17 protein-coding genes are annotated in these 21,581 nt (G+C 71.3%); 12 read left to right on the forward strand and 5 right to left on the reverse strand.

Features of this window, described 5'->3' with window-relative positions; translation table 11 throughout:
• The first annotated feature begins 76 nt into the window (after nt 1-76).
• Both VZL07_RS18440 and VZL07_RS18445 read left to right on the forward strand, forming a co-directional pair.
• The gene (locus VZL07_RS18440) at nt 77-1,114 is read left to right on the forward strand and encodes an effector-associated domain EAD1-containing protein (RefSeq protein ID WP_426756890.1); all 1,038 of its coding nucleotides are present in this window, start codon (nt 77-79) and stop codon (nt 1,112-1,114) included.
• A gap of 45 nt (nt 1,115-1,159) precedes the next feature.
• On the forward strand, nt 1,160-3,553 hold the full coding sequence (locus VZL07_RS18445) for a hypothetical protein (RefSeq protein WP_426756891.1): 2,394 nt from the start codon (nt 1,160-1,162) through the stop codon (nt 3,551-3,553).
• Between the two features lie 18 nt (nt 3,554-3,571).
• Here the strand turns inward: VZL07_RS18445 and VZL07_RS18450 are convergent, their stop codons facing one another.
• Nucleotides 3,572-4,372: an SDR family oxidoreductase gene (locus VZL07_RS18450; RefSeq protein WP_426756892.1), complete on the reverse strand. Its 801-nt coding sequence runs from the start codon at nt 4,370-4,372 to the stop codon at nt 3,572-3,574.
• Nucleotides 4,373-4,515: 143 nt separating this feature from the next.
• Between VZL07_RS18450 and VZL07_RS18455 the strand changes: the two genes are divergently transcribed.
• The 6 genes from VZL07_RS18455 to VZL07_RS18480 all read left to right on the forward strand — a co-directional run bounded on the left by VZL07_RS18455 (nt 4,516) and on the right by VZL07_RS18480 (nt 12,547).
• Complete coding sequence (locus VZL07_RS18455; protein WP_426756893.1) at nt 4,516-5,196, forward strand: MotA/TolQ/ExbB proton channel family protein; 681 nt, start codon at nt 4,516-4,518, stop codon at nt 5,194-5,196.
• 3 nt (nt 5,197-5,199) lie between these two features.
• On the forward strand, nt 5,200-5,634 hold the full coding sequence (locus VZL07_RS18460; RefSeq protein ID WP_426756894.1) for an ExbD/TolR family protein: 435 nt from the start codon (nt 5,200-5,202) through the stop codon (nt 5,632-5,634).
• 16 nt (nt 5,635-5,650) lie between these two features.
• Nucleotides 5,651-6,457, forward strand: coding sequence for an energy transducer TonB (locus VZL07_RS18465; protein WP_426756895.1), 807 nt, complete (start codon nt 5,651-5,653; stop codon nt 6,455-6,457).
• 143 nt (nt 6,458-6,600) lie between these two features.
• Nucleotides 6,601-9,354, forward strand: a complete 2,754-nt coding sequence (locus VZL07_RS18470; protein WP_426756896.1) for a TonB family protein — start codon at nt 6,601-6,603, stop codon at nt 9,352-9,354.
• A gap of 1 nt (nt 9,355) precedes the next feature.
• The gene (locus VZL07_RS18475; protein WP_426756897.1) at nt 9,356-10,276 is read left to right on the forward strand and encodes a hypothetical protein; all 921 of its coding nucleotides are present in this window, start codon (nt 9,356-9,358) and stop codon (nt 10,274-10,276) included.
• A gap of 90 nt (nt 10,277-10,366) precedes the next feature.
• On the forward strand, nt 10,367-12,547 hold the full coding sequence (locus VZL07_RS18480) for a caspase family protein (RefSeq protein WP_426756898.1): 2,181 nt from the start codon (nt 10,367-10,369) through the stop codon (nt 12,545-12,547).
• 99 nt (nt 12,548-12,646) lie between these two features.
• On the opposite strand, the gene VZL07_RS18485 is transcribed toward VZL07_RS18480, so the two are convergent.
• Complete coding sequence (locus VZL07_RS18485; RefSeq protein WP_426756899.1) at nt 12,647-13,420, reverse strand: alpha/beta fold hydrolase; 774 nt, start codon at nt 13,418-13,420, stop codon at nt 12,647-12,649.
• 96 nt (nt 13,421-13,516) lie between these two features.
• Between VZL07_RS18485 and VZL07_RS18490 the strand changes: the two genes are divergently transcribed.
• Nucleotides 13,517-14,083: a nuclear transport factor 2 family protein gene (locus tag VZL07_RS18490; RefSeq protein WP_426756900.1), complete on the forward strand. Its 567-nt coding sequence runs from the start codon at nt 13,517-13,519 to the stop codon at nt 14,081-14,083.
• A gap of 77 nt (nt 14,084-14,160) precedes the next feature.
• Here the strand turns inward: VZL07_RS18490 and VZL07_RS18495 are convergent, their stop codons facing one another.
• Nucleotides 14,161-15,507, reverse strand: coding sequence for an erythromycin esterase family protein (locus VZL07_RS18495; RefSeq protein WP_426756901.1), 1,347 nt, complete (start codon nt 15,505-15,507; stop codon nt 14,161-14,163).
• A 167-nt stretch (nt 15,508-15,674) separates the two neighbouring features.
• Between VZL07_RS18495 and fdhA the strand changes: the two genes are divergently transcribed.
• From fdhA to VZL07_RS18510, 3 genes are all read left to right on the forward strand, one after another.
• Nucleotides 15,675-16,874, forward strand: a complete 1,200-nt coding sequence (gene fdhA, locus VZL07_RS18500) for a formaldehyde dehydrogenase, glutathione-independent (RefSeq protein WP_426756902.1) — start codon at nt 15,675-15,677, stop codon at nt 16,872-16,874.
• Nucleotides 16,875-17,016: 142 nt separating this feature from the next.
• Entirely contained in the window at nt 17,017-17,850 is an 834-nt protein-coding gene (locus VZL07_RS18505; RefSeq protein WP_426756903.1) for a hypothetical protein, read from the forward strand.
• A gap of 191 nt (nt 17,851-18,041) precedes the next feature.
• Nucleotides 18,042-20,105: a hypothetical protein gene (locus tag VZL07_RS18510; protein ID WP_426756904.1), complete on the forward strand. Its 2,064-nt coding sequence runs from the start codon at nt 18,042-18,044 to the stop codon at nt 20,103-20,105.
• A gap of 63 nt (nt 20,106-20,168) precedes the next feature.
• Here VZL07_RS18510 and ureG read toward each other — a convergent pair whose 3' ends face one another.
• Both ureG and VZL07_RS18520 read right to left on the reverse strand, forming a co-directional pair.
• Entirely contained in the window at nt 20,169-20,903 is a 735-nt protein-coding gene (ureG, locus tag VZL07_RS18515) for an urease accessory protein UreG (protein WP_426756905.1), read from the reverse strand.
• A gap of 12 nt (nt 20,904-20,915) precedes the next feature.
• Nucleotides 20,916-21,578 carry an urease accessory protein UreF gene (locus tag VZL07_RS18520; protein ID WP_426756907.1) on the reverse strand — a complete coding sequence of 221 codons (663 nt, stop codon included), beginning with the start codon at nt 21,576-21,578 and terminating at the stop codon, nt 20,916-20,918.
• Nucleotides 21,579-21,581: the final 3 nt, after the last annotated feature.

The raw sequence follows: 21,581 nt of genomic DNA on the forward strand, positions 1-21,581 counted from the left end.
GGAGGGTGCACAGATTTCCCAGCAGCAACACGGAGTCGCAACCGCTCCCTGGGTTGTTTCGTCGTGGGTGGCAAGCATGGAGCTCGACGGCGCGGAGAGGGACGAGCTACAGGGGGCGCTCATCAGCGCCTTTGCCTCCGTGGAGCAGCTCCGCAGGGTGGTGGCCGCCACCTGCCGCAGGGACGTGGAGTCGCTGGGCATCTCCGGAGGGCTGCGTGAGCGCGTCTTCACGCTCATCCACCGGGCCGAGTCGGAGGGCTGGCTCCGCGAGTTGATTCGCGGCGCCTATCAGGCGCTGCCCCGCCACCCGCGTCTCCACCGTTTCGTGCAGGTGTATCTCGCCTCCGTGCAGCGCAGCATCCCCCGTGTGGGGCTGGAGCGCATCTTCGGCAACGGCCGGGCGGACGCGGAGCGCGAGCGCTGGCGCAAGCGCCTGATGGCCATCGAACGGCAGGTCTGCCGCGTGGAGCCGGAGGTGGGCGCGGCGCTGGGCACCGGTTTCCTGGTGGCACCCAACGTGGTGCTCACCAACTTCCACGTCATCGAGAACAAGCTGCTGGAGTCGCTGCGCGTGCGCTTCGGCCGCAAGGTCCTCCACGACGGCACGCTGCTGCACCCGGGGACGGTGTACCGCGTGACGCGGTGTCTGGCGCGCAGCCCGTACAGCCCCGCGGACCTGATGCACCCCCGTCCCCGCGATGCCACCATGGGCGAGCTGGACTACGCCTTCCTCGAGGTGGCGGGGACGCCCGGCGACGACCGGGTCGACGGCGAGCCCCGGGGCTGGCTGGAGCTGCCCGACTCGCGGGAGTCCTTCACCCCCGGCAGCCTGGTGCTCATCGTGCAGCACCCGGCGGGCAAGCCCATGAGCGTCGCGCTCGACGAGTTCCTGGGCGTCAACGCGGGCCGCACGCGCGTGGCGTACCGCGCCTGCACGGGGCCGGGGTCGTCGGGAGCGCCCTGCTTCACCCGGGACCTGCGGCTGGCCGCGCTGCATCACAGCGGAGGGCCACGCGTCCCGTCACCCGCGGTGGGACACAACGAGGGCATCCCCATCGACACCATCCGCGGCAGCCTGTCCGGGAGCATGCTGAGCCACCTGGGCTGGCGGTGAGCGGCGCGAAGTGGAGGCATGGGGGGCGCCTGATACAGTCAGTGAATGCATTCCGCTGGCACCCGTCCCGCCGTCGTCCACTCCGCGTGGGGCCTCGTGCGTCTCCTGGCCCTGGCCCTGCTGGTCGTCCACCCCTGGAAGGCCCTGGGCGCGGAAGCGTCCCTGCGCGTGGCGGGGGCCTCCGCCAGCAACGAGGTGAAGCTGCGGACGACGTCGGAGGACTTCCGGCACGTGCTGCGCGTGGACCTGCTGAACGTGCCGCAGGCGGTCAGCGGCGTCGCCGTGGCTGGCGGCGTGGCGGGAGGGGGTGACGGCGAGCTGCCCGGGGGCGTGACGGTGCTGGTGGACCCGCTCCACTCCCAGGACGGGGTGCAGGTGCCCTTGCAGGCGGTGGTGAAGGAGGCGGAGGCGGGGAGCGCCACGGCGCCCATCTCCACGCGGCGTCCCATCCACGTCGAGCTGACGGGGCGGCTGCCCGTCGCGGGGGACTACACGGGCCATGTGGTGCTGGTGCACGCGCAGGGACGGGAGACCACCACGCTCATCATCACGCGCGCGCAGGCGGTGCCCGCGGTGCAGTTCGTCGCCACGTCGCCCGCGGTGACGTCGGCGGGCTGGGGCTTCAGCTCCATCGACGCCACCATCCGCCTGCCGTTCAAGGAGACGGCGGGCGTGAGCGGCGTCGTGTCGATGCCGCAGTTGCTCCAGCTCCAGCGCAAGGTGCCGGACATGGACTCGGCGCTCATCCAGCCGCGCTTCCAGAGCGTGCACTTCGCGCTGGAGGGAGCACGGCCGGATGGGGGCAACCTCGACGTCACGTCGATGGAGGGCGGCATCCCCGTGAGCGCGCACGGCAGCGGCGCGCTGCTCGTGAGCCTGCGCGGCCTGGAAGGGCCGGGCGAGTACACCGGCACCGTGCGGGTGGCCGTGCGCTCGGGCCTGCCGGTGGAGCAGCCCTTCACCCTCTGGGTGGGCTCACCCTGGCTGTGGGGAGCGCTGCTCATCGCGGCGGGGGCCGTCTCGTCATTTGGCGTGCGCCTGTATTCGCAGCGCATCCGTCCCCGGGCGCTGCGGCTGCAGCGGCTCATGGAGGTGCACCGCCGGCTCCAGGCCTCGATGAACGGGCAGGGCGCCCGGGCGCGGGAGGTGGGGCAGGCGATGCTGGGGCAGGTGGACGCGCTGGTGTCGGAGGTCCGCCGGCCGGTGCGAGGCATCCGCGTGGGGGACGCCGCGCTGGCGGTGCTGGAGCCTCGCCTGCGCCTGTATGGCGCGTGGTGTGACGCCTCCCGCAAGCTGGAGGCGCTCCCGGTGGAGCTGCGTCCGGAGCAGGCCAGCCAGCTCCTGGCGGAGGTGGAGGGCGCGCTGCGCGCCGAGGACACGGCGGCCGAGCAACTGGAGGGCTTCCTCGCCCGGGTGCGCGAGCTGGACGTGGACGCGCTGGCGCGCGCGGGGCTGGAGGCGCGGCTTCAGGACATCGACCGGCAGGCGCGGACGCTGATGGAGCCTCGCGGTGAAGACGCGCTGGGCTTCCGGCTCAAGTATGAGCTGCTGCCCCTGCTGTCGAGCGTGCGCGAGGAGCTGGCGCGGGGCGAGCTGGATGCCGCCCGGCGTCAGCTCGAGTTCGCGCGCCGCTCGTATTTCGACATCCTGTGCGAGGAGCTGTCCGCCGCCGTGGCGTCCCGCACGCCGCCGCGTGGCTTCACCGAGGAGGAGTGGGACACCCTCACCCGGCAGGTGAAGACGCTGCTGGAGCGGGCCCGGGAGCGGGCGAACACCCACGTGGACGATGCCGTCCGCATGTACCAGGGCGCCCACGCGGCCTACGTGCGCCAGCTCATCGTGGAGCTGCGCGGCGCGGTGGACGAGGCGCGGCACCTCAGCGAGTCCGAGGCGCAGACGCAGGCGCTCCAGGAGGTGGAGGCGCGGCTGCGCGAGGCCATGGGCCTGCTGGTGGCGGAGTCGTCGCACGAGGCCGCGGTGAAGTACGGCGAGGCGCGTGACCGGTTCGTGGCGGCCACCCAGTCCCAGCGGATGGCGAAGAGCTTCCACCTGGAGTCGCTCGCGTCGGACGAGGCGGGGGCGAGCGTGCCCGCGCTGCCGCCGCCCACCGCGCCCAGCGGCGGCAGCATCCCCGCGTTGCCGGAGGCGCCCGGCGGAGGGCTGTCCGCGCTGGGCGACTTCGAGGGAATGCCGCTGCCGTCGCCCCGTCACCTGTGGCTGGTGGAGCTGGGCGTGCTGGCGCTGCTCACCACGGTGGCGGTGGCGCTGGGGCTCCAGCTCCTCAACGTCTTCTCGCCCACCTGGGGCGGCTTCGGCGCGGGCATGACGGCCTTCCTGTGGGGCTTCGGCCTGCACCAGGTGGGCAACGCCACCTTCGAGGGCATCACCGGGCTGCTGACGCGCGTGGAGCGGCCGGCTGCGCCTCCGCCGGCCACCTGAGCCACGCCCGCGGCGGGGCTAGCGCTGCCGGTCCTGGATGGCCTTCGCGGCGATGCGGTCCACCAGGCCGGGGGCCACCAGCTTGAGGAACTGGGCCACGCGGGCCTTGGTGGTCATCACCACCTCGCGCTCGCGCTGCTCCATGGCCTTCAGGATGATGGCCACGCAGGTGTCCACGTCCATGTTGCCTGAGCTCTCGTCGTGCTTGCTCTGCCGCACGGGCTGGCCGTCCGCGCCCAGTGCGCTGTCGCGGATGTTGGTGGCGACGAAGCCGGGGCACACCACCGTGACGTCCACGCCGGTGCCGCGCAGCTCGATGCGCAGCGAGTCGAAGAAGCCGTGCATGGCGTGCTTGCTGGCCGCGTAGCCGCTGCGGTTGGGCACGCCCGTCTTGCCCGTGAGGGACGAGACGGCCACCAGCAGCCCACGCCGGGCCTTGAGGTGGGGCAGGGCGTGGTAGGTGCAATACACCGCGCCCAGGTAGTTGATGCGCATCAGCCGCTCGAAGAGGGACAGGTCCTTCACCTCGTCCACGCGCGCGTCCATCGTCACGCCCGCGTTGTTGACGAGCACGTCGATGCCGCCGAAGGCCTCCACCGCGCGGTCCACCAGGCGGCGGCACGCCTCCGCGTCGCCCACGTCGGTGGGGACCACCACCGCGCGCCCGCCCGCCGACTCGCACCGGGCCTTCACCCGCTGAAGGGCTTCTTCGTTGCGCGCCGCCAGCACCAGGTTGGCGCCGCGCCCGGCCAGCACCACCGCCAGCGCCTCGCCAATGCCCGCCGAGGCGCCCGTGACGACCACCGTTTTTCCTCGCATGCGCACATTCTCGCCCCCGGCTCCCGGTGCGTCGAGCACCGCGCCGCGAAGGGGGTCCGAATTAAATCCGCCCACCGGGTGACACTTTTATTCGGGGGCGGTGTTCCGGTCGCGCCAACGTGTTCTTCGAGGGGAAAGACTCCATGCCGTCCATCGCCGTTCTCGCCCAGGCGCAGCCAGAGCAACTGGGGTGGCTCAGCAGCAAGCTCCTGGGTGTGACGCTCACCTCCGCGGAATGGGTGCTGTGGGTGCTGGTATGTCTGTCGGTGCTGTCCATCGCCATCATGCTGGAGCGCGCGGTGTACTTCGCCCGCTACCGGCTGCCGGACTCGGAGGCGCTGGCGGTGCGGCTGGCGCGCGGTGAGCTGGACGCGGTGAAGGCCGCCATCCAGGGGCGCCAGGGCATGGAGGCCGCCATCCTCCGGGAGGGGCTGGCCTGTGCCGACCAGGGCGCGGACACCGTGGAGCAGGTGATTGCCTCCACCCTGTCGCGCGAGCGCCCGCGCTATGAGCGCTTCCTGTCGTACCTGGGCACGCTGGGCAACAACGCGCCCTTCATCGGGCTGTTCGGCACGGTGCTCGGCATCATCAAGGCCTTCCATGACCTGGGGAACATGAACGCCCAGGGCGGCGGCGGGGCCATGCAGCAGACCGTCATGGCCGGCATCTCCGAGGCGCTGGTGGCCACGGCCGTGGGCCTGGCGGTGGCGATTCCTGCGGTGGTGGCCTTCAACGTCTTCAACCGCCAGCTCAAGACGCTCACCAGCCGCGCCAACGCCCTGGGCCATGCGCTGGTGGGCAGCCTCCGCGCGGAGGCCCGTTAGGCCATGGCGGGCGGCGCGCAGGAGAACGATGACGAAATCACCGGCATCAACGTCACCCCGCTGGTGGACGTGGTGCTCGTGCTGCTCATCATCTTCATGGTGACGGCGAACTTCATCGTCCGCGAGACGGTGGAGGTGGACCTGCCTCGCGCCGCCAACGGTGGCGAGACGGTGCAGGGCCTGGTCAACGTGGTGCTGGACAAGGAGGGCAAGCTCTTCTTCGACGGCGCCGAGGTCAGCGAGAAGGAGCTGGAGGCGAAGGTCGTCGAGGCGCTGGCCAAGGACAAGGAGACGCGCGCCATCATCAGCGCCGACCAGTCCCTTCCCTATGGCCGCGTCATGCGCCTCATCGACGTGGTGAAGGGAAAAGGCATCGCGAAGTTCGCGCTCAACATCGAGAAGGACGTGGCCCCCGCGGCCGCGGCCCCCGCGCCCTGAAGCGAGGCCTCAGCCCATGAGTCAGGCGGTCCTCGACAACACTCCTCCCTCGCCCACCCACGACCGCTCGCTGGCGGTGGTGGGCGTCTTCCTCTTCGTCTCGCTGGGGATTCATGTCGGCGGTTTCTGGGCGCTCGGTGATGGGGCCTCCCGCTCGCGCCCCGCGGCGCCACGCCCGGTGGAGATGGTGATGGTGGAGGTGCAGAATCCGCCTCCTCCTCCTCCTCTCGAGGAGCCGAAGCCGGAGCCGGAGCCGCCCAAGCCGCCGCCGCCGAAGCCCAGGGCCGTGAAGCCACCGCCGGTGAAGGTGGCCGAGGCGCCCAAGCCCCTGCCGCCGCCGCCCGTGGACGCGCCCCCGCCACCCAACGAGGCGCCGCCGCCCGCCGCGAAGGCCGCGCCCCTGGTGGTGGGGCTCTCCATGTCCTCCACCACCAGCGCCGGCGGCTTCGCCGCGGCCGTGGGCAACACGCTCTATGGAAAGACGGGCCCCACCGCGAAGGCGCCCCAGGAGGTGAAGGCGTACCGCGCGCCGAAGTACGCGCCCATCTACCAGGTGGACTCGGAGCCCACCGTGGCCTCCGAGGTGAAGATTCCCTACCCGGAGGAGGCGCGTCGCGCGGGCGTCGAGGGCACCGTGACGCTGTCCATCACCATCGACCACGAAGGCAGGGTGGTGGCGGTGAAGATTCTCAAGGGGCCTGGTTATGGCCTCGACGAGGCCGCGCGGGACGCCATCCGCCGCTTTCGCTTCAAGCCCGCAATCAAGGGCGGCGAGCCCGTCTCCACGGAGATGAAATACTCGTACACCTTCCTGCTCGATTGATGTCACCCCTTCCCGCTGGGAGAGAGACGGAGCGAGGGCGTGCCCGGCACGTCAGGGACACCCCTCCCCACAGGCGTCGCCGGGACTCCACCGCGTCTTCGCTCCGTCTCTCTTTCAGCAGGAGCGGGAACCCTCTCACCCGTATGCTTGCACACGCCATGTCCTCCACCCTGAAAGCCCGAGGCGCGCTCGCCGCGGCCTCGCTCCTGCTGGCGGCGCCCGTGCTCGCGCAGGAGCCGCAGGCCAGTCCTCCTCCCGCGGACGCGGCTGCGCCAGCACCGGCGCAGGCCCAGCCCACCATCACCAAGCCTCCGGAGCTGGTGCAGCAGGTGGAGGCGCAATACCCGCCCGAGGCGCTCGCGCAGGGGCTCACCGCCTCCGTGCGCCTCATCATCACCATCGCGGATGATGGCTCCGTGGCGGAGGTGCTGCCCACCGAGCCGGTGGGCAACGGCTTCGACGAGGCGGCCATCGAGGCGGTGCGCCAGTTCCGCTTCTCGCCGGCCGAGGTCGACGGCGTGCCCGCGGCGGTGCAGGTGGAGTACGTCTATCACTTCACCCTCAACCCGTCGGCGCCGGAGGAGGGCGCGGAGCAGGCCGAGGCCGAGCAACCCAAGGCCACGCTCACCGGCCAGCTCATCTCGCGGGGCAGCCGCTCGCGCGTGCCCAACGCCACCGTGCGCTGCGGTGACGACCCGGAGGCGCCCGAGGCGCTGTCCGACGAGGACGGCCGCTTCACGCTCGAGGTGCCCGCGGGCACCTGCGAGGTGCGCGTGGTGGCCACCGGCTTCCAGCTCTACCAGACGAAGGAGGAGCTGAAGCCGAACGAGACGACGGAGGTGAACTTCTACCTCGCGCCCTCGGGCGGCGGCCTGGAGACGGTGGTGCGCTCCGAGCGGCCGAAGAAGGAGGTCGTGCGCCGCACCATCACCCGCCAGGAGGCGCAGAAGACGCCGGGCTCCTTCGGCGACCCCATCCGCGTCATCCAGTCGCTGCCGGGCGTGGCGCGCGCGCCCTTCATCTCCGGCGAGCTGCTGGTGCGTGGCTCGAACCCGGGCCAGACGGCGACGATGATGGACGGGGTCCGCATCCCCCTCCTGTTCCACCTGCTCGGCGGACCCTCGGTGGTCAACGCCGAGTTCATCGAGCAGCTCGACTTCTTCCCGGGCGGCTACGGCAGCCAGTACGGCCGGGCCGTGGGCGGCATCGTCGAGGTGGGCACGCGCAAGGGGGCCTCGGACACGCTGCATGGCTCGGTGAAGGTGGACCTGCTGGACGCGGGCTTCTTCCTGGAGAGCCCCATCACGGACGGCATCAGCGTGGCCGCCGCCGCCCGGCGCTCGTACATCGACACGATTCTGCCCGCCGTCCTCCCGGAGACGGAGGGCGGCACGCTCTCCGTGGTGCCGCGCTACTGGGACTACCAGCTCCGCGTGGACTTCGGCGCGAAGCGCGGCGATGACACCACCGTGTCCGCGGGCGGCGCGCGCAGCTCCGGCTACATCATGGCCTTCGGCAGTGACGACCAGCTCCGCGTGGTGTCCACCGGTCCCGAGACGGAGCGGGACCTGGAGCTGGACACGCACATGAACTTCCACCGCGTGAAGGGCGACTGGACCTACCGCAAGGGCGCGCTGACCTCCGTCTTCACGCCCTTCGTGGGCATGGACCGCAACGACATCGAGTTCGGCCTCGCGAAGCAGGACGCCACCACGTACACGCTGGGCGCCCGCGAGGTGCTGGGCATCGAGCTGTCCTCCGCGCTCACCCTCCGCACCGGTCTGGACCTCGTCTTCGAGCACGAGCGCTACGACGTGTCGTTCCCCGCGCAGGGCGGCGTCGAGTACGTGCCCTTCCCCGGGGCCGAGCCGGTGGGCCAGCAGATAGAGGAGCAGATTGCCCTGAACGCCTTCGATGGCGCGCTCTTCCTCGAGGCCGACCTGAAGGTGGGACGCTTCACCCTCACGCCGGGCGTGCGCGGCAACCTCCAGTCGGTCGGGAACACGCGGAACCTGGCGCTGGACCCCCGCCTGTGGGTTCGCTTCGCGGCCACGTCGCGCACCAACCTCAAGGGCTCGCTGGGGCTCTACAGCCAGCCACCGGAGACGTTCCGCTTCATCACCGCGCCCTACGGCAACCCGGACCTCGCCTACCAGCGCGCCTTCCAGAGCAGCCTCGGCGTGGAGCACCGCATCACCGACGTGCTCAACCTGGATGTCACCGGCTTCTTCAACCGCCGCTTCGAGAACGTGGTGTCACCCGGACGGCTCGTCACCAACGAGGGCGGCGGCGTCTTCGAGCTGCCGTACTCCAACGACGGCATCGGCCGCGCCTACGGCGTGGAGGTGATGGTGAAGAAGGAGCGGGCCTCCGCGACCGACAAGTGGTCCGGCTGGCTGTCGTACACCTTCAGCCGCGCGGAGGACGGACGCGCGGGGCCTCGTCCCCTGGGCGGCGGGTTCACCGACGGCGGGGCCACGCCCGAGGACTCGATGTACGGGCTCAGCCCGTGGGACCAGACGCACATCCTCACGCTGGTGGCCAGCTACGTGCTGGGCAACGGCTGGGAGCTGGGCACCCGCTTCCGCTACACCAGCGGCCGGCCCATGACGCCGCTGGCGCGCGGCTACGACGTCTACGACGCGGACCGCAACCGCTTCAACGCGACGTTCGGCCCGTACTTCTCCGACCGCAGCGGCGGCTTCCACCAGCTGGACGTGCGCGTGGACAAGAGCTGGCAGTTCCAGAGCTGGACGCTCACGGCCTACCTCGACGTGCAGAACCTCTACAACGCGCAGAACGTCGAGTTCGTCTTCAACGACTACCGGTACCGCCGCGAGTACGAGGTGCCGGGCATCCCCATCCTCCCCGTGGTGGGTGTGAAAGGAAGCTTCTGAGATGAAGGCCCTGCTCAAGTACGGCGGCCTGTCGCTGCTGCTGGGTGCCGCCGCGTGCGTCGACGTCGAGGACCAGCCGTCGAACGTCCATGACTTCCGCGTGCTCGGCATCGCCACGGAGCCGCCGGAGCTGATGGCGTCCGCCTGTGAAATCACCCCGGAGACGCTGGACGAGCTCTCCTCGGACGTGACGTACCGGACCCTGCTGGTGGACCCCGCGGGGGAAGGCCGGCCCATCCAGTACACGCTGTGGGCGTGCGCGGACGTCGAGGACCGCACGTGTGAGGACGCGGCCAACCGCGTGCTGCTCGCCGAGGGCACCACCACGGCGGGTGAGCTCGAGCTCAGCGTGCGTCCCGGCGCGTCCACGCTGGCGGAGGACACGCCGCTGCTCGAGCGGGTGCAGGAGCTGGACCCGTACCAGGGGCTGGGCGGCCTGCGCATGCCGCTGGTGCTGCGCGCGCAGGCGGGCGACGAGGTGGTGTACGCGCAGAAGCTGATGGTCTTCTGGTGCCCGGCGGTGGAGGGCATGCGGGCGAACGTGCAGCCGGTGATTCCCGGGCTGCGCGTGGATGACGCGGCCTGGCCCGCGGACGCGCCGCTGGAGCTGCGAGGCGCCGGGCCCTTCGTGGTGACGTCCGAGGACGTGACGGCCCTCCAGGAGACGTACGTGGTGCCCGGCTTGCGGCTGGAGGCGGTGACGCTGCGCGAGAGCTGGGAGATTTCCTGGCACGCGACGCTGGGCGAGTTCGCGCCGCAGCAGACGGGTGGCTCTTCCTTCGGCGGACAGGAAGGCCGGCACCGCACGGAGTGGGAGCCTCCGGAGGACGCCCAGGCGCAGGAGGTGACGTTCTGGGCGGTGGTGCGAGACGGCCGGGGTGGCAGCTCCTGGCTGGTGCGGCGGGCGAACTGGAGCCCCTGAGGCGGGCTCGCCCACGGGCTTCGAGTCGAGGTATGCCCAAGGGGGCTTGCGTGAGGCCGGGCCGGGCCTGACGCGCGGGGCGGGATGCGGATGAGACGACGCACCACTGCGGGAGGATGGGGCCGCCTTGCGGGGCTGCTGGTGGCGCTCTGCCTGGGCGTCTGGGGACGTGTGTCCTTCGCGGCCACGCAGCCGGTGGAGGAGCCCGCGGTGACGCTGCGCCGCTTCGCGCTGCTCGTCGGCTCCAGCGAAGGGGGCGAGGGCCGCGAGCGGCTGCGCTACGCGGGCTCGGATGCGCTGGCCATGTCGCGCGTGCTGGAGGAGCTGGGCGGCGTGGCGGTGGCGGACCGCGTGCTGCTGCTGGAGGCGGACCGCGAAGGCCTGCTCGCGGCGCTGGAGCGGATGAAGCTGTTGGTGGAGGCCGCCAACGCGGAGGGTGCGCGCAGCGAGCTGGTGCTCTACTACTCGGGCCACTCGGATGGGGACGGCCTGCTGCCGCGTGGCGAGCGGCTGCCCTATTCGGCGCTGAAGCAGGCGCTGCGCGCGGTGCCCGTGGACGTTCGCATCGCGATTCTGGACTCCTGTGGCTCCGGCGCGGTGACGCGCTTCAAGGGCGGCGTTCACCGGCCGGGCTTCCTCACGGATGCGTCGTCCCAGGTGCGGGGGCATGCGTACCTCGCCTCCAGCTCCGCGGATGAAGTCGCCCAGGAGTCGGACAGCATCGGCGCCTCCTTCTTCACGCACTTCCTGGTGACGGGGCTGCGCGGCGCGGCGGACGCCAGCGGGGACGGCCGTGTCACCTTGCACGAGGCCTACCAGTTCGCCTTCCACGAGACGCTGGCGCGCACCGAGCGCTCGCAGGGCGGTCCGCAGCACGCCGCCTATGACATTCAACTGGCGGGCAGCGGCGACCTGGTGCTGACGGACCTGCGCACCTCGCGCGTGCGGCTCACCGTGGCCGCGGACGTGCAGGGCCGTCTCTTCGTGCGCGACTGGGGCAACCAGCTCGTCGCGGAGCTGCAGAAGCCCGCGGGCCGGCGCCTGGCGCTGGGCCTGGAGGCGGGGCGCTACCACGTGGTGCTGGAGCGGCCCTCTCAGCGCTTCGAGGCGGAGCTGACCGTCTCACCCAAGGGTGGCTCGGAGCTGCGCGCCGAGCACTTCGTGCCGGTGACGCTCACCCGCACGGCGGCGCGAGGCGGGCAGGAGGCGCGGGCGGTGGCGCTGTCCTCCGATGAGCCGGTGGCGAATGTGGACGTCCCCTCCGTGCCCTTCAACCTGTCGCTGGTGCCGCCGCTGGCCACCAGCGCGCTCTGGGGCGGCGGCGGGCGCAACCACCTGGCGCTGGGCGTGGTGGGCGTGCGCTCGGTGCAGCTCCAGGGGCTGGGCGCGTCCGTGGGCGTGGGGTGGGTGGACGGCACGGTGGAGGGCATCCAGCTCTCCGGCGTGGCCAACGTGGCGGGCGGGGAGATTTTCGGGCTCCAGACGGCGTTCGGCGGCAACCTGGCCTTCGGTGGCGGGACGGGCGGGCAGGTGTCCGCCGTCTTCAACCTGACCGAGCGCGACTTCACGGGCTTCCAGGTGAGCACCACGGCGAACCGCGCCGCGGCGAGCTTCCAGGGCTTCCAGGCCGCGGCGGGCATCAACCTGGCGGAGCGGCTCGCGGGCGCGCAGCTGGGCCTCATCAACATCTCCGGCGACGTCGCGGGCGCGCAGCTGGGGCTCATCAACGTGGCGGCCGAGGTGCGCGGCGTGCAGCTGGGCCTCATCAACATCGCCGATGACGTGTCGGTGCCCATCGGCCTGCTGAGCATCGTCCGCAAGGGGCGCTTCGTCCTCGAGCTGTCGGCCGACGACGTCATGCCCCTGTCGGTGGGCATCAAGTACGGCAGCCGCACCGTCTACGTGCTGGCCACCATGGGCGTGGGCATCGGCGAGGAGTCGCTGCGGACCTTCTTCAACATGGGCCTGGGCGTGCACATCCCGCTGGAAGCCGCGGACCGGTATTCGCTGGACGTGGACCTGTCGTACGGCAGCTGGCAGCCGAACTTCCATGACGCCGGAACCAACAACACCCTGTTCCGGATGCGGGCCACGCTGGGCTGGGAGCTGAAGCGGCGCTTCGCGCTCTTCGGCGGCGTGTCCCTCAACGCGTATGACCCGTCCTCCCAGGACGAGGAGCGCGACCTGAGCTGGCTGCCGCAATGGAAGCTGGGCCGCGGACCCGGCGGCGTCCGCATGTGGCCCGGCCTGCTGGTGGGCGTGCGCATCTGAGCGGGCTGTCGCGGGCCGAGCTCTCGGTGCGTGTGGACGCCGGGGCCAGCTACGCCATCGACACGCGCGGCTGGCGAATCCTCCAGGTGCAGCGGTCGCTCAGCGCAGCCACGCCAGCACGGCGGGCTGGGCGTCCACGTGGATGAAGTGTCCGGCCTCGGGCACGTTCTCCACCGGGCAGCCCGCGGCCACCATGCGCTGCACGTCCGCGTCCGTCACGTACTTCGAGCGGCCGCCCCGGATGCAGCGTGTCGGCGGGCCGTCCTTGCGCTCCACCGCCTCCCACAGGTCCGTGCCATTCACGCGCGAGTGCAGGTCCGCCAGTGCCTGCCGGTCGAAGCGCCAGCGCACGCCGCTCTCCTCCGTCACCAGGTTCATCAGCAGCCAGTCCGCCAGCGGCTCCGACAAGCCCCGGCCCGTGAGCTCCGCGCGCATCGCCCGGCGGTTCTCCGCCCGTGCCGGAGCCTGGAGCAGGATGCCCAGCACCTTGCCGCTCTCCGACAGGTCTCCCGGCACGGGCCCCGGCGCGATGTCCATGAGCTGCACGCTCCGGACGGCCTCCGGGACGTGCAGACTCGCCGCGAGCGCCACGCGGCCGCCCAGGGAGTGGCCCACCCAGTCGAACGGACCGTCGATGCCCTGCGCGCGCGCGGTGTCCACCACGTCGCGCGCCATGCTGTAGAGGTCCGAATTCGGCGGCAGGGCAGGGGAGGTGCCGTGGCCGGTGAGGTCCGGCAGCAGCAGGCGCCGTCTCGGGTCTGCCGCGCTCCATGCCACCGCCAGCGAGCGCAGGTTGCGCCCCGTGCCCAGGAAGCCGTGCAGCATCACCGTGGGCACATCGCCCTCACCCACCTGGAAGCTCTCGAGGACCATGCGATTCGTGCCTTTCTCTCTGACTCCGTCCGCCTTGACGCGAGGCGGGCCGTGCCGCTTCATACCCTGAACGCTCCGCCTGACGAGGTCTTCCGCGTGCCTACCGTTTCCCTGCTGCTCTTCGTGCTCGCCGCCGCTCCCGCGAACACGGCTCCCGCCGACCCGAAGGTCGCCATCGCCGCCGTGCTGGACGACTGGCACCAGGCCGCCGCTGTCGCGGACGAAGCGCGCTACTTCGGCCACTTCACCGCCGACGCCGTGTACCTGGGCACCGACGCCACCGAGCGCTGGACGCGTGACGAGTTCCGCGCCTGGGCCCGGCCGTACTTCGCCAAGGGCAAGGCCTGGAACTTCAAGGCGGTGACGCGCCACATCTCCTTGTCCAGGGACGGCACCATGGCCTGGTTCGACGAGGCGCTGGACACGCCCAACCTGGGGCCCAGCCGTGGCAGCGGCGTGCTCGTCAACGAGGCGGGCACCTGGAAGATTGCTCAGTACAGCCTCTCCGTCCCCATCCCCAATGACGTGCTGCCGGACGTGAAGTGGCGCATCGAGCGGTACCTGGGCCGGGGCAAGAAGAAGCCGTCCACCATGACGTCGCCGCCTCCCAGGGTGCCCGCGGCGGAGACGCCGCCCACCCAGCCGCCCCTGCCGACGAAGTAGCCGCTTCGGGAGAGGAATGGAGTGAGGTGGCCACGGCCCATGGGCTCGGACCTGGACCGTGGACCTCACTCCGCTCCTCACAAGCCGAAGGGGTAGGTGTCCGGCGCGTCCTCCTTCTCGTGGCCGGCATCCGCGTCCAGCGGTCGCAGCGCCCGGGTCTCGTCGTAGTGCAGGACCGCGTCGAACTGCGCGGGCAGGTTCGCGTGGAAGTAGTGGCTCCAGCGCTCGGTGCGCGGCGCATAGACGACGCCGATGGCGCGCTCCAGCCGGCGCTCGTGCAGGCCGCCCGCCGCCTCGCCCAGCTCCCGCAGGCGCAGCAGGAACGCGGGCAGGCCCACCTCGTGGAACAGCCGCTCGTAGCTGCCGGCCATGGCGGGCTGGATGCGGCGGCGCAGGCCCGGCTCGTCCCACACGTGCGCGGCGATGACCACGCCGGTGTACGTGGTGAATCCCACGTTGTACGTGGCCGCCCCGTGGCGCTCGCGCAGCAGTTGCCCGAGGTTCAGCTCGCCCTCCTCGCCCATACTCGTGGCACGGGCGTCGCCCAGATGTGAGTTGTGCGCCCAGATGACCAGCCGAGCGGGCGTGCCGTCCCGTGACAGGTGCGCCGCGAGCGCGTCCACCGTGTCCGCCATGTGCGTGTCGCGCAGGTTCCAGCCCTCGTGCCGGCCGGCGTACACCGCGCGGTAGTAGGCCTCCGCGTGGGCGACGACCCGGGCGTTCTGCTCGGCATGGAAGCGGGCGTCCGCGTCCTCGGTGCCCCGCGCTTTTCGCCGCTGGAGCTCCAGCAACTGGGCCCAGACCTGCTCCTCACAGGACTCCGCCTGGCCGTAGGTCGTGGCTTGCCCGTAGACCTGGGGCTCGGAGCCGAAGCTGTCGAAGCAGGCATAGCGCTGGCGGGCGCGCTGCGCGGCCTCCGGGTCCACCGAGTCGAGCCAGTCCACCACCTCGCGCAGCGAGGCGTGGAGGCTGTAGAGGTCCATGCCGTAGAAGCCCGCACGCTGCGGTGGCGGCACGGTCGCGTTGTGGGCGCGCATCCAGGTGACCAGCTCCTCCACCTCCCGGTTGCGCCACATCCACCGCGGGAAGCGCTGGAAGTTGCCCAGGGCGGCACCGGCGCTCGTGTCCGTGCGGTTGCCGCGGACGAAGGCATTGACGCGCAGGGCGTCCGGCCAGTCGGCCTCCACCACCAGGGCATGGAAGCCGTGCTCGGAGATGAGGCGGCGGGTGAGGGCGGCGCGCGCCTGGTAGAACTCATGCGTCCCGTGCGTGGCCTCGCCCAGCAGGACGAACCGGGCATCGCCGATGCTCTCGATGAGCGGGTCCAGGTCCGAGGCGCGGCCCGTGACAGGAAGCGCGGCGGCTCGGAGGCCATCCAGCAAGGCGGCCGAGACCTCTGGGGCGTCCTCCTTCATTGAAGCCATGCCCTACAAGGTGGGGCGGACGGAGCGCGCGAGCCACGTAGCCTCCTCCGCAGCCCGGAAGGCGGACAGGAAGGCACCCCCTCCGTTGCGTTAGCGCCGGTGCGTGCCAGTGCCGCGGCCGGTCCCCAGCCTTAGGCAGGCATCGCAGCTCCAGGAGGATTCCGTCCATGCCCAGCAATCACGGCGTCGTCTATCTCGGTCCCGGCAAGGTGGAGGTGCAATCCATCGACTACCCGAAGCTGGCCAACCCGAAGGGAAAGCCCATCGAGCACGGCGTCATCCTCAAGGTGGTCTCTACCAACATCTGCGGCTCGGACCAGCACATGGTGCGCGGCCGGACCACGGCGCCCAAGGGCCTGGTGCTCGGGCACGAAATCACCGGTGAAATCGTCGAGAAGGGCAAGGACGTCGAGTACCTGGACGTGGGCGACCTCGTCACCGTGCCCTTCAACGTCGCCTGTGGCCGCTGCCGCAACTGCCGGGAGCAGCAGACGGGCGTCTGCCTCAACGTCAACGAGGGCCGCGCGGGCGGCGCCTACGGCTACGTGGACATGGGCGGCTGGATGGGCGGCCAGGCCGAATACGTCATGGTGCCCTACGCGGACTTCAACCTCATCCGCTTCCCCGACAAGGCCCAGGCGATGGAGAAGATTCTCGACCTGACCATGCTGTCGGACATCCTGCCTACCGGCTTCCACGGCGCCGTCAGCGCGGGCGTGGGCGTGGGCTCCACCGTGTACGTCGCGGGCGCGGGGCCGGTGGGGCTCGCGGCGGCGGCGTCCGCGCAGATTCTGGGCGCGGCGGTGGTGATGATTGGCGACATGAACCAGGAGCGGCTGGCGCACGCGAAGTCCGTCGGCTTCGAGCCCATCGACCTCACGAAGAGCGACAAGCTGGAGGAGCTGATTGCCGCCGTCGTCGGCGTTCCGGAGGTGGACGCCGCCGTGGACGCGGTGGGCTTCGAGGCGCGCGGCCACGGCGCGAAGAGCTCGACGGAGGCGCCGGCCACGGTGCTCAACTCGCTGATGGCGGTGACGCGGGCGGCGGGCGCCATCGGCATCCCCGGCCTGTACGTGACGGAGGACCCGGGCGCGAAGGACGAGGCCGCCCAGCACGGCAACCTGCGCATGCGCTTCGGCCTGGGCTGGGCCAAGTCCCACCGGCTCGCCACGGGGCAGACGCCAGTGCTGCGCTACAACCGCCAGCTGATGCAGGCCATCCTCCATGGCCGGCTGCCCATCGGGAAGATTGTGAATGCCACCGTCATCACGCTCGACAGTGCGCCGCGCGGCTACCACGAGTTCGACACGGGCGTGGCGCGCAAGTACGTCATCGATCCGAACGGGATGCTGAAGAAGGCGGCCTGATTCGGCGCGGTACGCACGGCCTCCCTCCGGCTCGACTCCGCCGGACGGGGGCCGTGCATCCCAGCAGTCAACTTCCGGGGGCTCGGAGCGATAATTCAGGGACCTGGGGCGGACCGCCCTGGAGAACGCCCCCGAGCCCCTCATGTCCAAGGTTGTCAGGCCCGTCGCGTCCACTCCGAGGCCACTTGTCCGCGCCCAGAACGACACGGCCCGGCGTTCCACGGGTGACGCGCCACGCCAGCAGGCCAACGCGCTTCGGAATCCCTACCAGGCGCTGGATGGGCTCGACCTCTCGAAGGCGGCGGCGCGGGCGCCGGTGTCGCTGGACGGCGCGGCGTCCGCCCAGTCCGTGGCGGCGAAGGCGGGTCGCGACGCCTCCGACAAGAAGACCATCCAGGTGGAGACGGGTGTCACCCAGGGCCCCTTTGGCGTCTCGGTGCGCCACCACATCGAAATCAGCGTGAAGCCGCTGGACCTGGGCATCCCACCCGAGAAGCTCGACGCGGAGCTGGCGCGCGCCACGGCGCAGAAGCACGCGGACGACATGAAGGCCTACGGCGATGAGATGAAGGCCGCAGGCTACGATTCGCTCCAGGAGTGGTCCGAGGCGAAGGGCTACTACGGCTCGCCGGCGCACGTCGCCTGGGCGGAGGCCGCCAGCGCGCGCACCGGTGGTCAGATTCCCGCGAGCTGGTGGATGGAGTTCGACCCCTTCGGTGGCACCGCGGGCAACGGCCCCAACATCCTGCCGGGCGGTGAGTACCCGTCGCCCATCAGCAAGATCGCCATGGCGCACGACACCGACTGGAGCCTGGGGCGCCACTTCGGCGTGGGGCCTTTGAGCCAGCTCAAGGACGCGCCCGATGTCGAGAACCTCGGGCCCCTGGGATTGGACCCGCGCCTGGGCGGCGAGCTCTACATCTTCGGCCATGCCGACTGGGACGTGAACTACGGCAGCTCGGTGGACCTTCCCTGAGTCGAGAGCCTCGCGGCGTCGAACCCCTGTGAAGAGCCGGGGTGGGGTCGCCAGCGCTGGCCAGGCGCCTGCGTGAATTCCTCGTTGCTGCGTCCGGGAAGCGTTGCGGGCCCGCGGCACGCAGGGCACAACGCCGCGGCGGCGGTCACCGGTGGCACTCCCGCTCCGGTAGCCCGTTTGCCGGAGGAAGAATGTCCCGCACCTGGAGCATGGTGTCGGCCGTGTGGCTCGCGGCCTGTAGCGCGCAGGTTTCCGACGAGGAGGTGTCACCGGGCGCCGCGCCGCCGCACGAAGCGGTGAGCCGAGAGACGTCATGGGAAGGCGAGCTGGAGGTCGTGGTGGTGGACCCGCCTGCGCCCGCCGCGTCGTGGGAAGAGTACTTCGTGACGGCGGGGAACCAGCGCCGCCAGGTGGTCTTCGAGAAGGGCGCTCCATCGGGGCTGCGCAGTGGTCTCCAGGTGAAGGTGCACGGCCGCGAGCAGGGCGGTCAGCTCGTCGCCCAGCGCGTGGACGTGGACACGCATGCGGCGTCCTCGCTCAGCGAGGCGAGCAGATGTGGTGTCACCGGCACCCAGCGCAGCCTGGTCATCCTGACGGAGTTCCCCGGCATGGCCCGGCCCGGTATCACCGAGCAGGGCGTTCACGACGTGTTCTTCTCCGACACGCGCCGCTCGCTGGCGAAATACTGGAGAGAGGTCTCCGAGGGCCGCACCACCACCACGGGCGACGTGGTGGGCTGGTACACGCTGGACCGCGCCTATTCGTGCAGTGAGACGGCGGCCATGCGCGACGCGGCGGTGCGCGCGGTGGACGCGGACGTGGACTTCACGCAGTACGACCGCATCTTCATCGTCCACCCCCGGCCGCAGGCGGGCTGCTTCTACGCGGGCCAGGCCACGTTGTCCTGCGGTCAGGTGCAGACGCAGGATGGCACCGTGACGGCCTCCACCGCGTGGCTGGTGGCGGAGTCCATGATGTCCCACGACAGCGCCGTGGAGTTGGTGGCGCACGAGGCGGGGCACAACCTCACGCTGGGGCACGCGAGCTCGCGCGACTTCGGCGCGGAGCCGCTGGGCCTGCCCGGGGACCCGGGCATCATCGATGAGTACGGGGATTACTTCTCCACGATGGGGCGGTGGAACCTGGGCCACTATGCGGCGCCGCAGAAGGCGCGCATCGGCTGGCTGGATGCGGCCGCCGTGGCCCAGGTGGACGGCGTGGGCGGCACCTTCACCCTGTCTCCGGTGGTGGCGTCCGGCGGGTTGAAGGCGCTCAAGGTGCGGCGGCGGCCCGGGAGCAGCGACTGGCTGTGGCTGGAGTATCGCCAGCCCGTGGGCGCCTATGAGGCGACGCTGGCGCCGCAGGTGTTCGGCGGGGCGCTCGTGCACTACGACGATGCGTCGACGCGGGATGGCTCGCACCTGCTCGACTTCACGCCGCAGACGGCGTCCTGGTACGACCCGGCGCTGCTACCGGGCACGACGTGGGACGACCCGTACAGCAACCTCTCCGTGACGGTGGACGCCGCGACGACCGCGGGCCTCACCGTGAGCATCGCGTACCGCCAGTCCGCCTGCGTCCGCATGCCGCACGAGGTGCAGGTGACGTCCTACGCGCCCACGACCTGGCCTGGGGGCCGGCCGGAGTTCGAGGTCGTGCTCATCAACCACGACTCGCCGGCCTGCGAGCCGTCCACCTTCCAGCTCGCCACCCTCCTTCCGGAGGGGTGGGGCTCCGACCGGATGCCCGCGCAGACCACCGTCGCCGCGTCCACCTCGCTGTCGCTGGGGCTCCAGGCGTACACGCCCTACAGCGCGACGCCGGGGAGGTATGACGTGGGGATGTCCGTCACGCGGGACGGCCACACGGTGCATCGCACGGCGTTCATCGAGGTCGTCGAGCGCTGCCTCACGGCGGCGCCCACGGTGACGGTGTCTCCCCAGTCCGGGACGGCGGCCCCGGGCACGGACGTCACCTGGACGGTGCACGTGACGAACAACGACTCCGGTGGCTGCAACTGGGTCTGGTACGACTTCTATTCCAACCTGCCGGAGGGCTGGGACACCGCCTTCTCCGACTGGGGCGTGAACCTGCCACCGGGCGGCGACTTCACCTTCACGATGACCAAGTCCATTCCGCAGGGCGCCCGTGGCCGCCACACGGTGGACCTGGACATCTACAAGGACGAGTACGGCCTCCTGTGGCGCGGCACCTTCCCGGTGGACGTCGTCGCCCCGCTGAACCGCGCGCGCTGAACGTGACGCAGGGGCGCTCGCGGCAAGAAGGTGTCGCCGCGAGCGTTCGGTCGCAGCACGGGCTCAGGACGCCCGGGCCCCCGTGTGCTTCCGCCACGCGCCGAGGAGGTGCTCGGCGACGGCGTCCACGCCCACGTCCTTGGTGACCTGGGTGAAGACGAAGGGGCCGTCGCCGCGCATCTTCCGGGCGTCGCGGTCCATGACGCCCAGGTCGGCGCCCACGAAGGGCGCCAGGTCCGTCTTGTTGATGACCAGCAGGTCGGACTGGGTGATGCCGGGGCCACCCTTGCGCGGCACCTTGTCTCCGCCGGCCACGTCGATGACGTAGACCGTGTAGTCGGCCAGCTCGCGGCTGTACTGCGCCGCCAGGTTGTCGCCGCCGCTCTCCACGATGAGCAGCTCCGGGGACAGCTCCTCCATGAGCTGCTCCAGCGCCAGCAGGTTGTGGCTGATGTCCTCGCGGATGGCCGCGTGGGGGCAGCCGCCCGTCTCCACCGCCTTGATGCGCTCGGGAGACAGCGCCTGGTTGCGGACGAGGAACTCCGCGTCCTCCTGGGTGAAGATGTCGTTGGTGACGACGCCCAGGCGGTACCGCTCGCGCAGCTTGCGGCACAGCGCCAGCACCAGGGCCGTCTTGCCGCTGCCCACCGGCCCGCCGATGCCGATGGTGAAGGCGCGCGCCTGGTAGTCTCGCCGCCGGGGCTCCTCGCGCTCGTGGTAGTGGCCCGGGTGGTCCCACTCCTCGTGCTCGTGGTCATGGTCGTCGTCGTGTCCGTGGCCGCGGTGGTCGTCGTGCATGTGCGCTTCACCTCAGGACTGAAAGAGCCTGGAATAGAGCCGGTCGTGCGTGGAGCCGAGCAGGTCCAGCAGGGGCGAGGGCTGTGCCAGCGCCTCCACCCCCAGCCCCGCGCACTCGGCCAGCACATCGTCCAGCAGGGGCGTGGCCTGGTGCTGGAGCTGATGGGATTCGTGCGTGCCCGCGATGCCCAGCCGCACCGCCGCGGACAGCGCGCCCCTCAAGGTGAGGGACAGGAAGAGCTGCTGCGCGTCGTCCAGCGACACGTCCAGCGCGCGCAGCACCGCGCCGAACAGGGGCGCGTGGTGGAAGCGAAGCCCGGCCGCGCGGGCAGCCTCGCGCACCGGCCCCAGCGCGGCGGGGAAGATGCGGGCGCAGGTGTCCAGGAAGGCGCGGCCCTGCGTCCGGCTGGCGCGGTTGGCCACGTGGCTGGAGAGGAACGCCTCCGCGCGGGCGTCCAGCGCGGCCAGTGACGCCGCCTCGCGGTGGGCGTCGCTCAAGAGCGGCAGCGCGCCGTGGCCCGTCTGCCACAGCAGGTCCCGGACGAAGCGCCGCAGCTCCGCGGCGCCCCGGACCTCCCCTTGCTGTACCGCGGCCTCCAGCCCGCTGGAGTGCGCGAAGCCCCCGGTGGGGAAGCCCGAGTCCGCCAGTTGCAGCACCCGCCACGTCGAGCCCATGCC

The organism is Pseudomyxococcus flavus, assembly GCF_050038885.1.
Taxonomy (GTDB): domain Bacteria; phylum Myxococcota; class Myxococcia; order Myxococcales; family Myxococcaceae; genus Myxococcus; species Myxococcus flavus.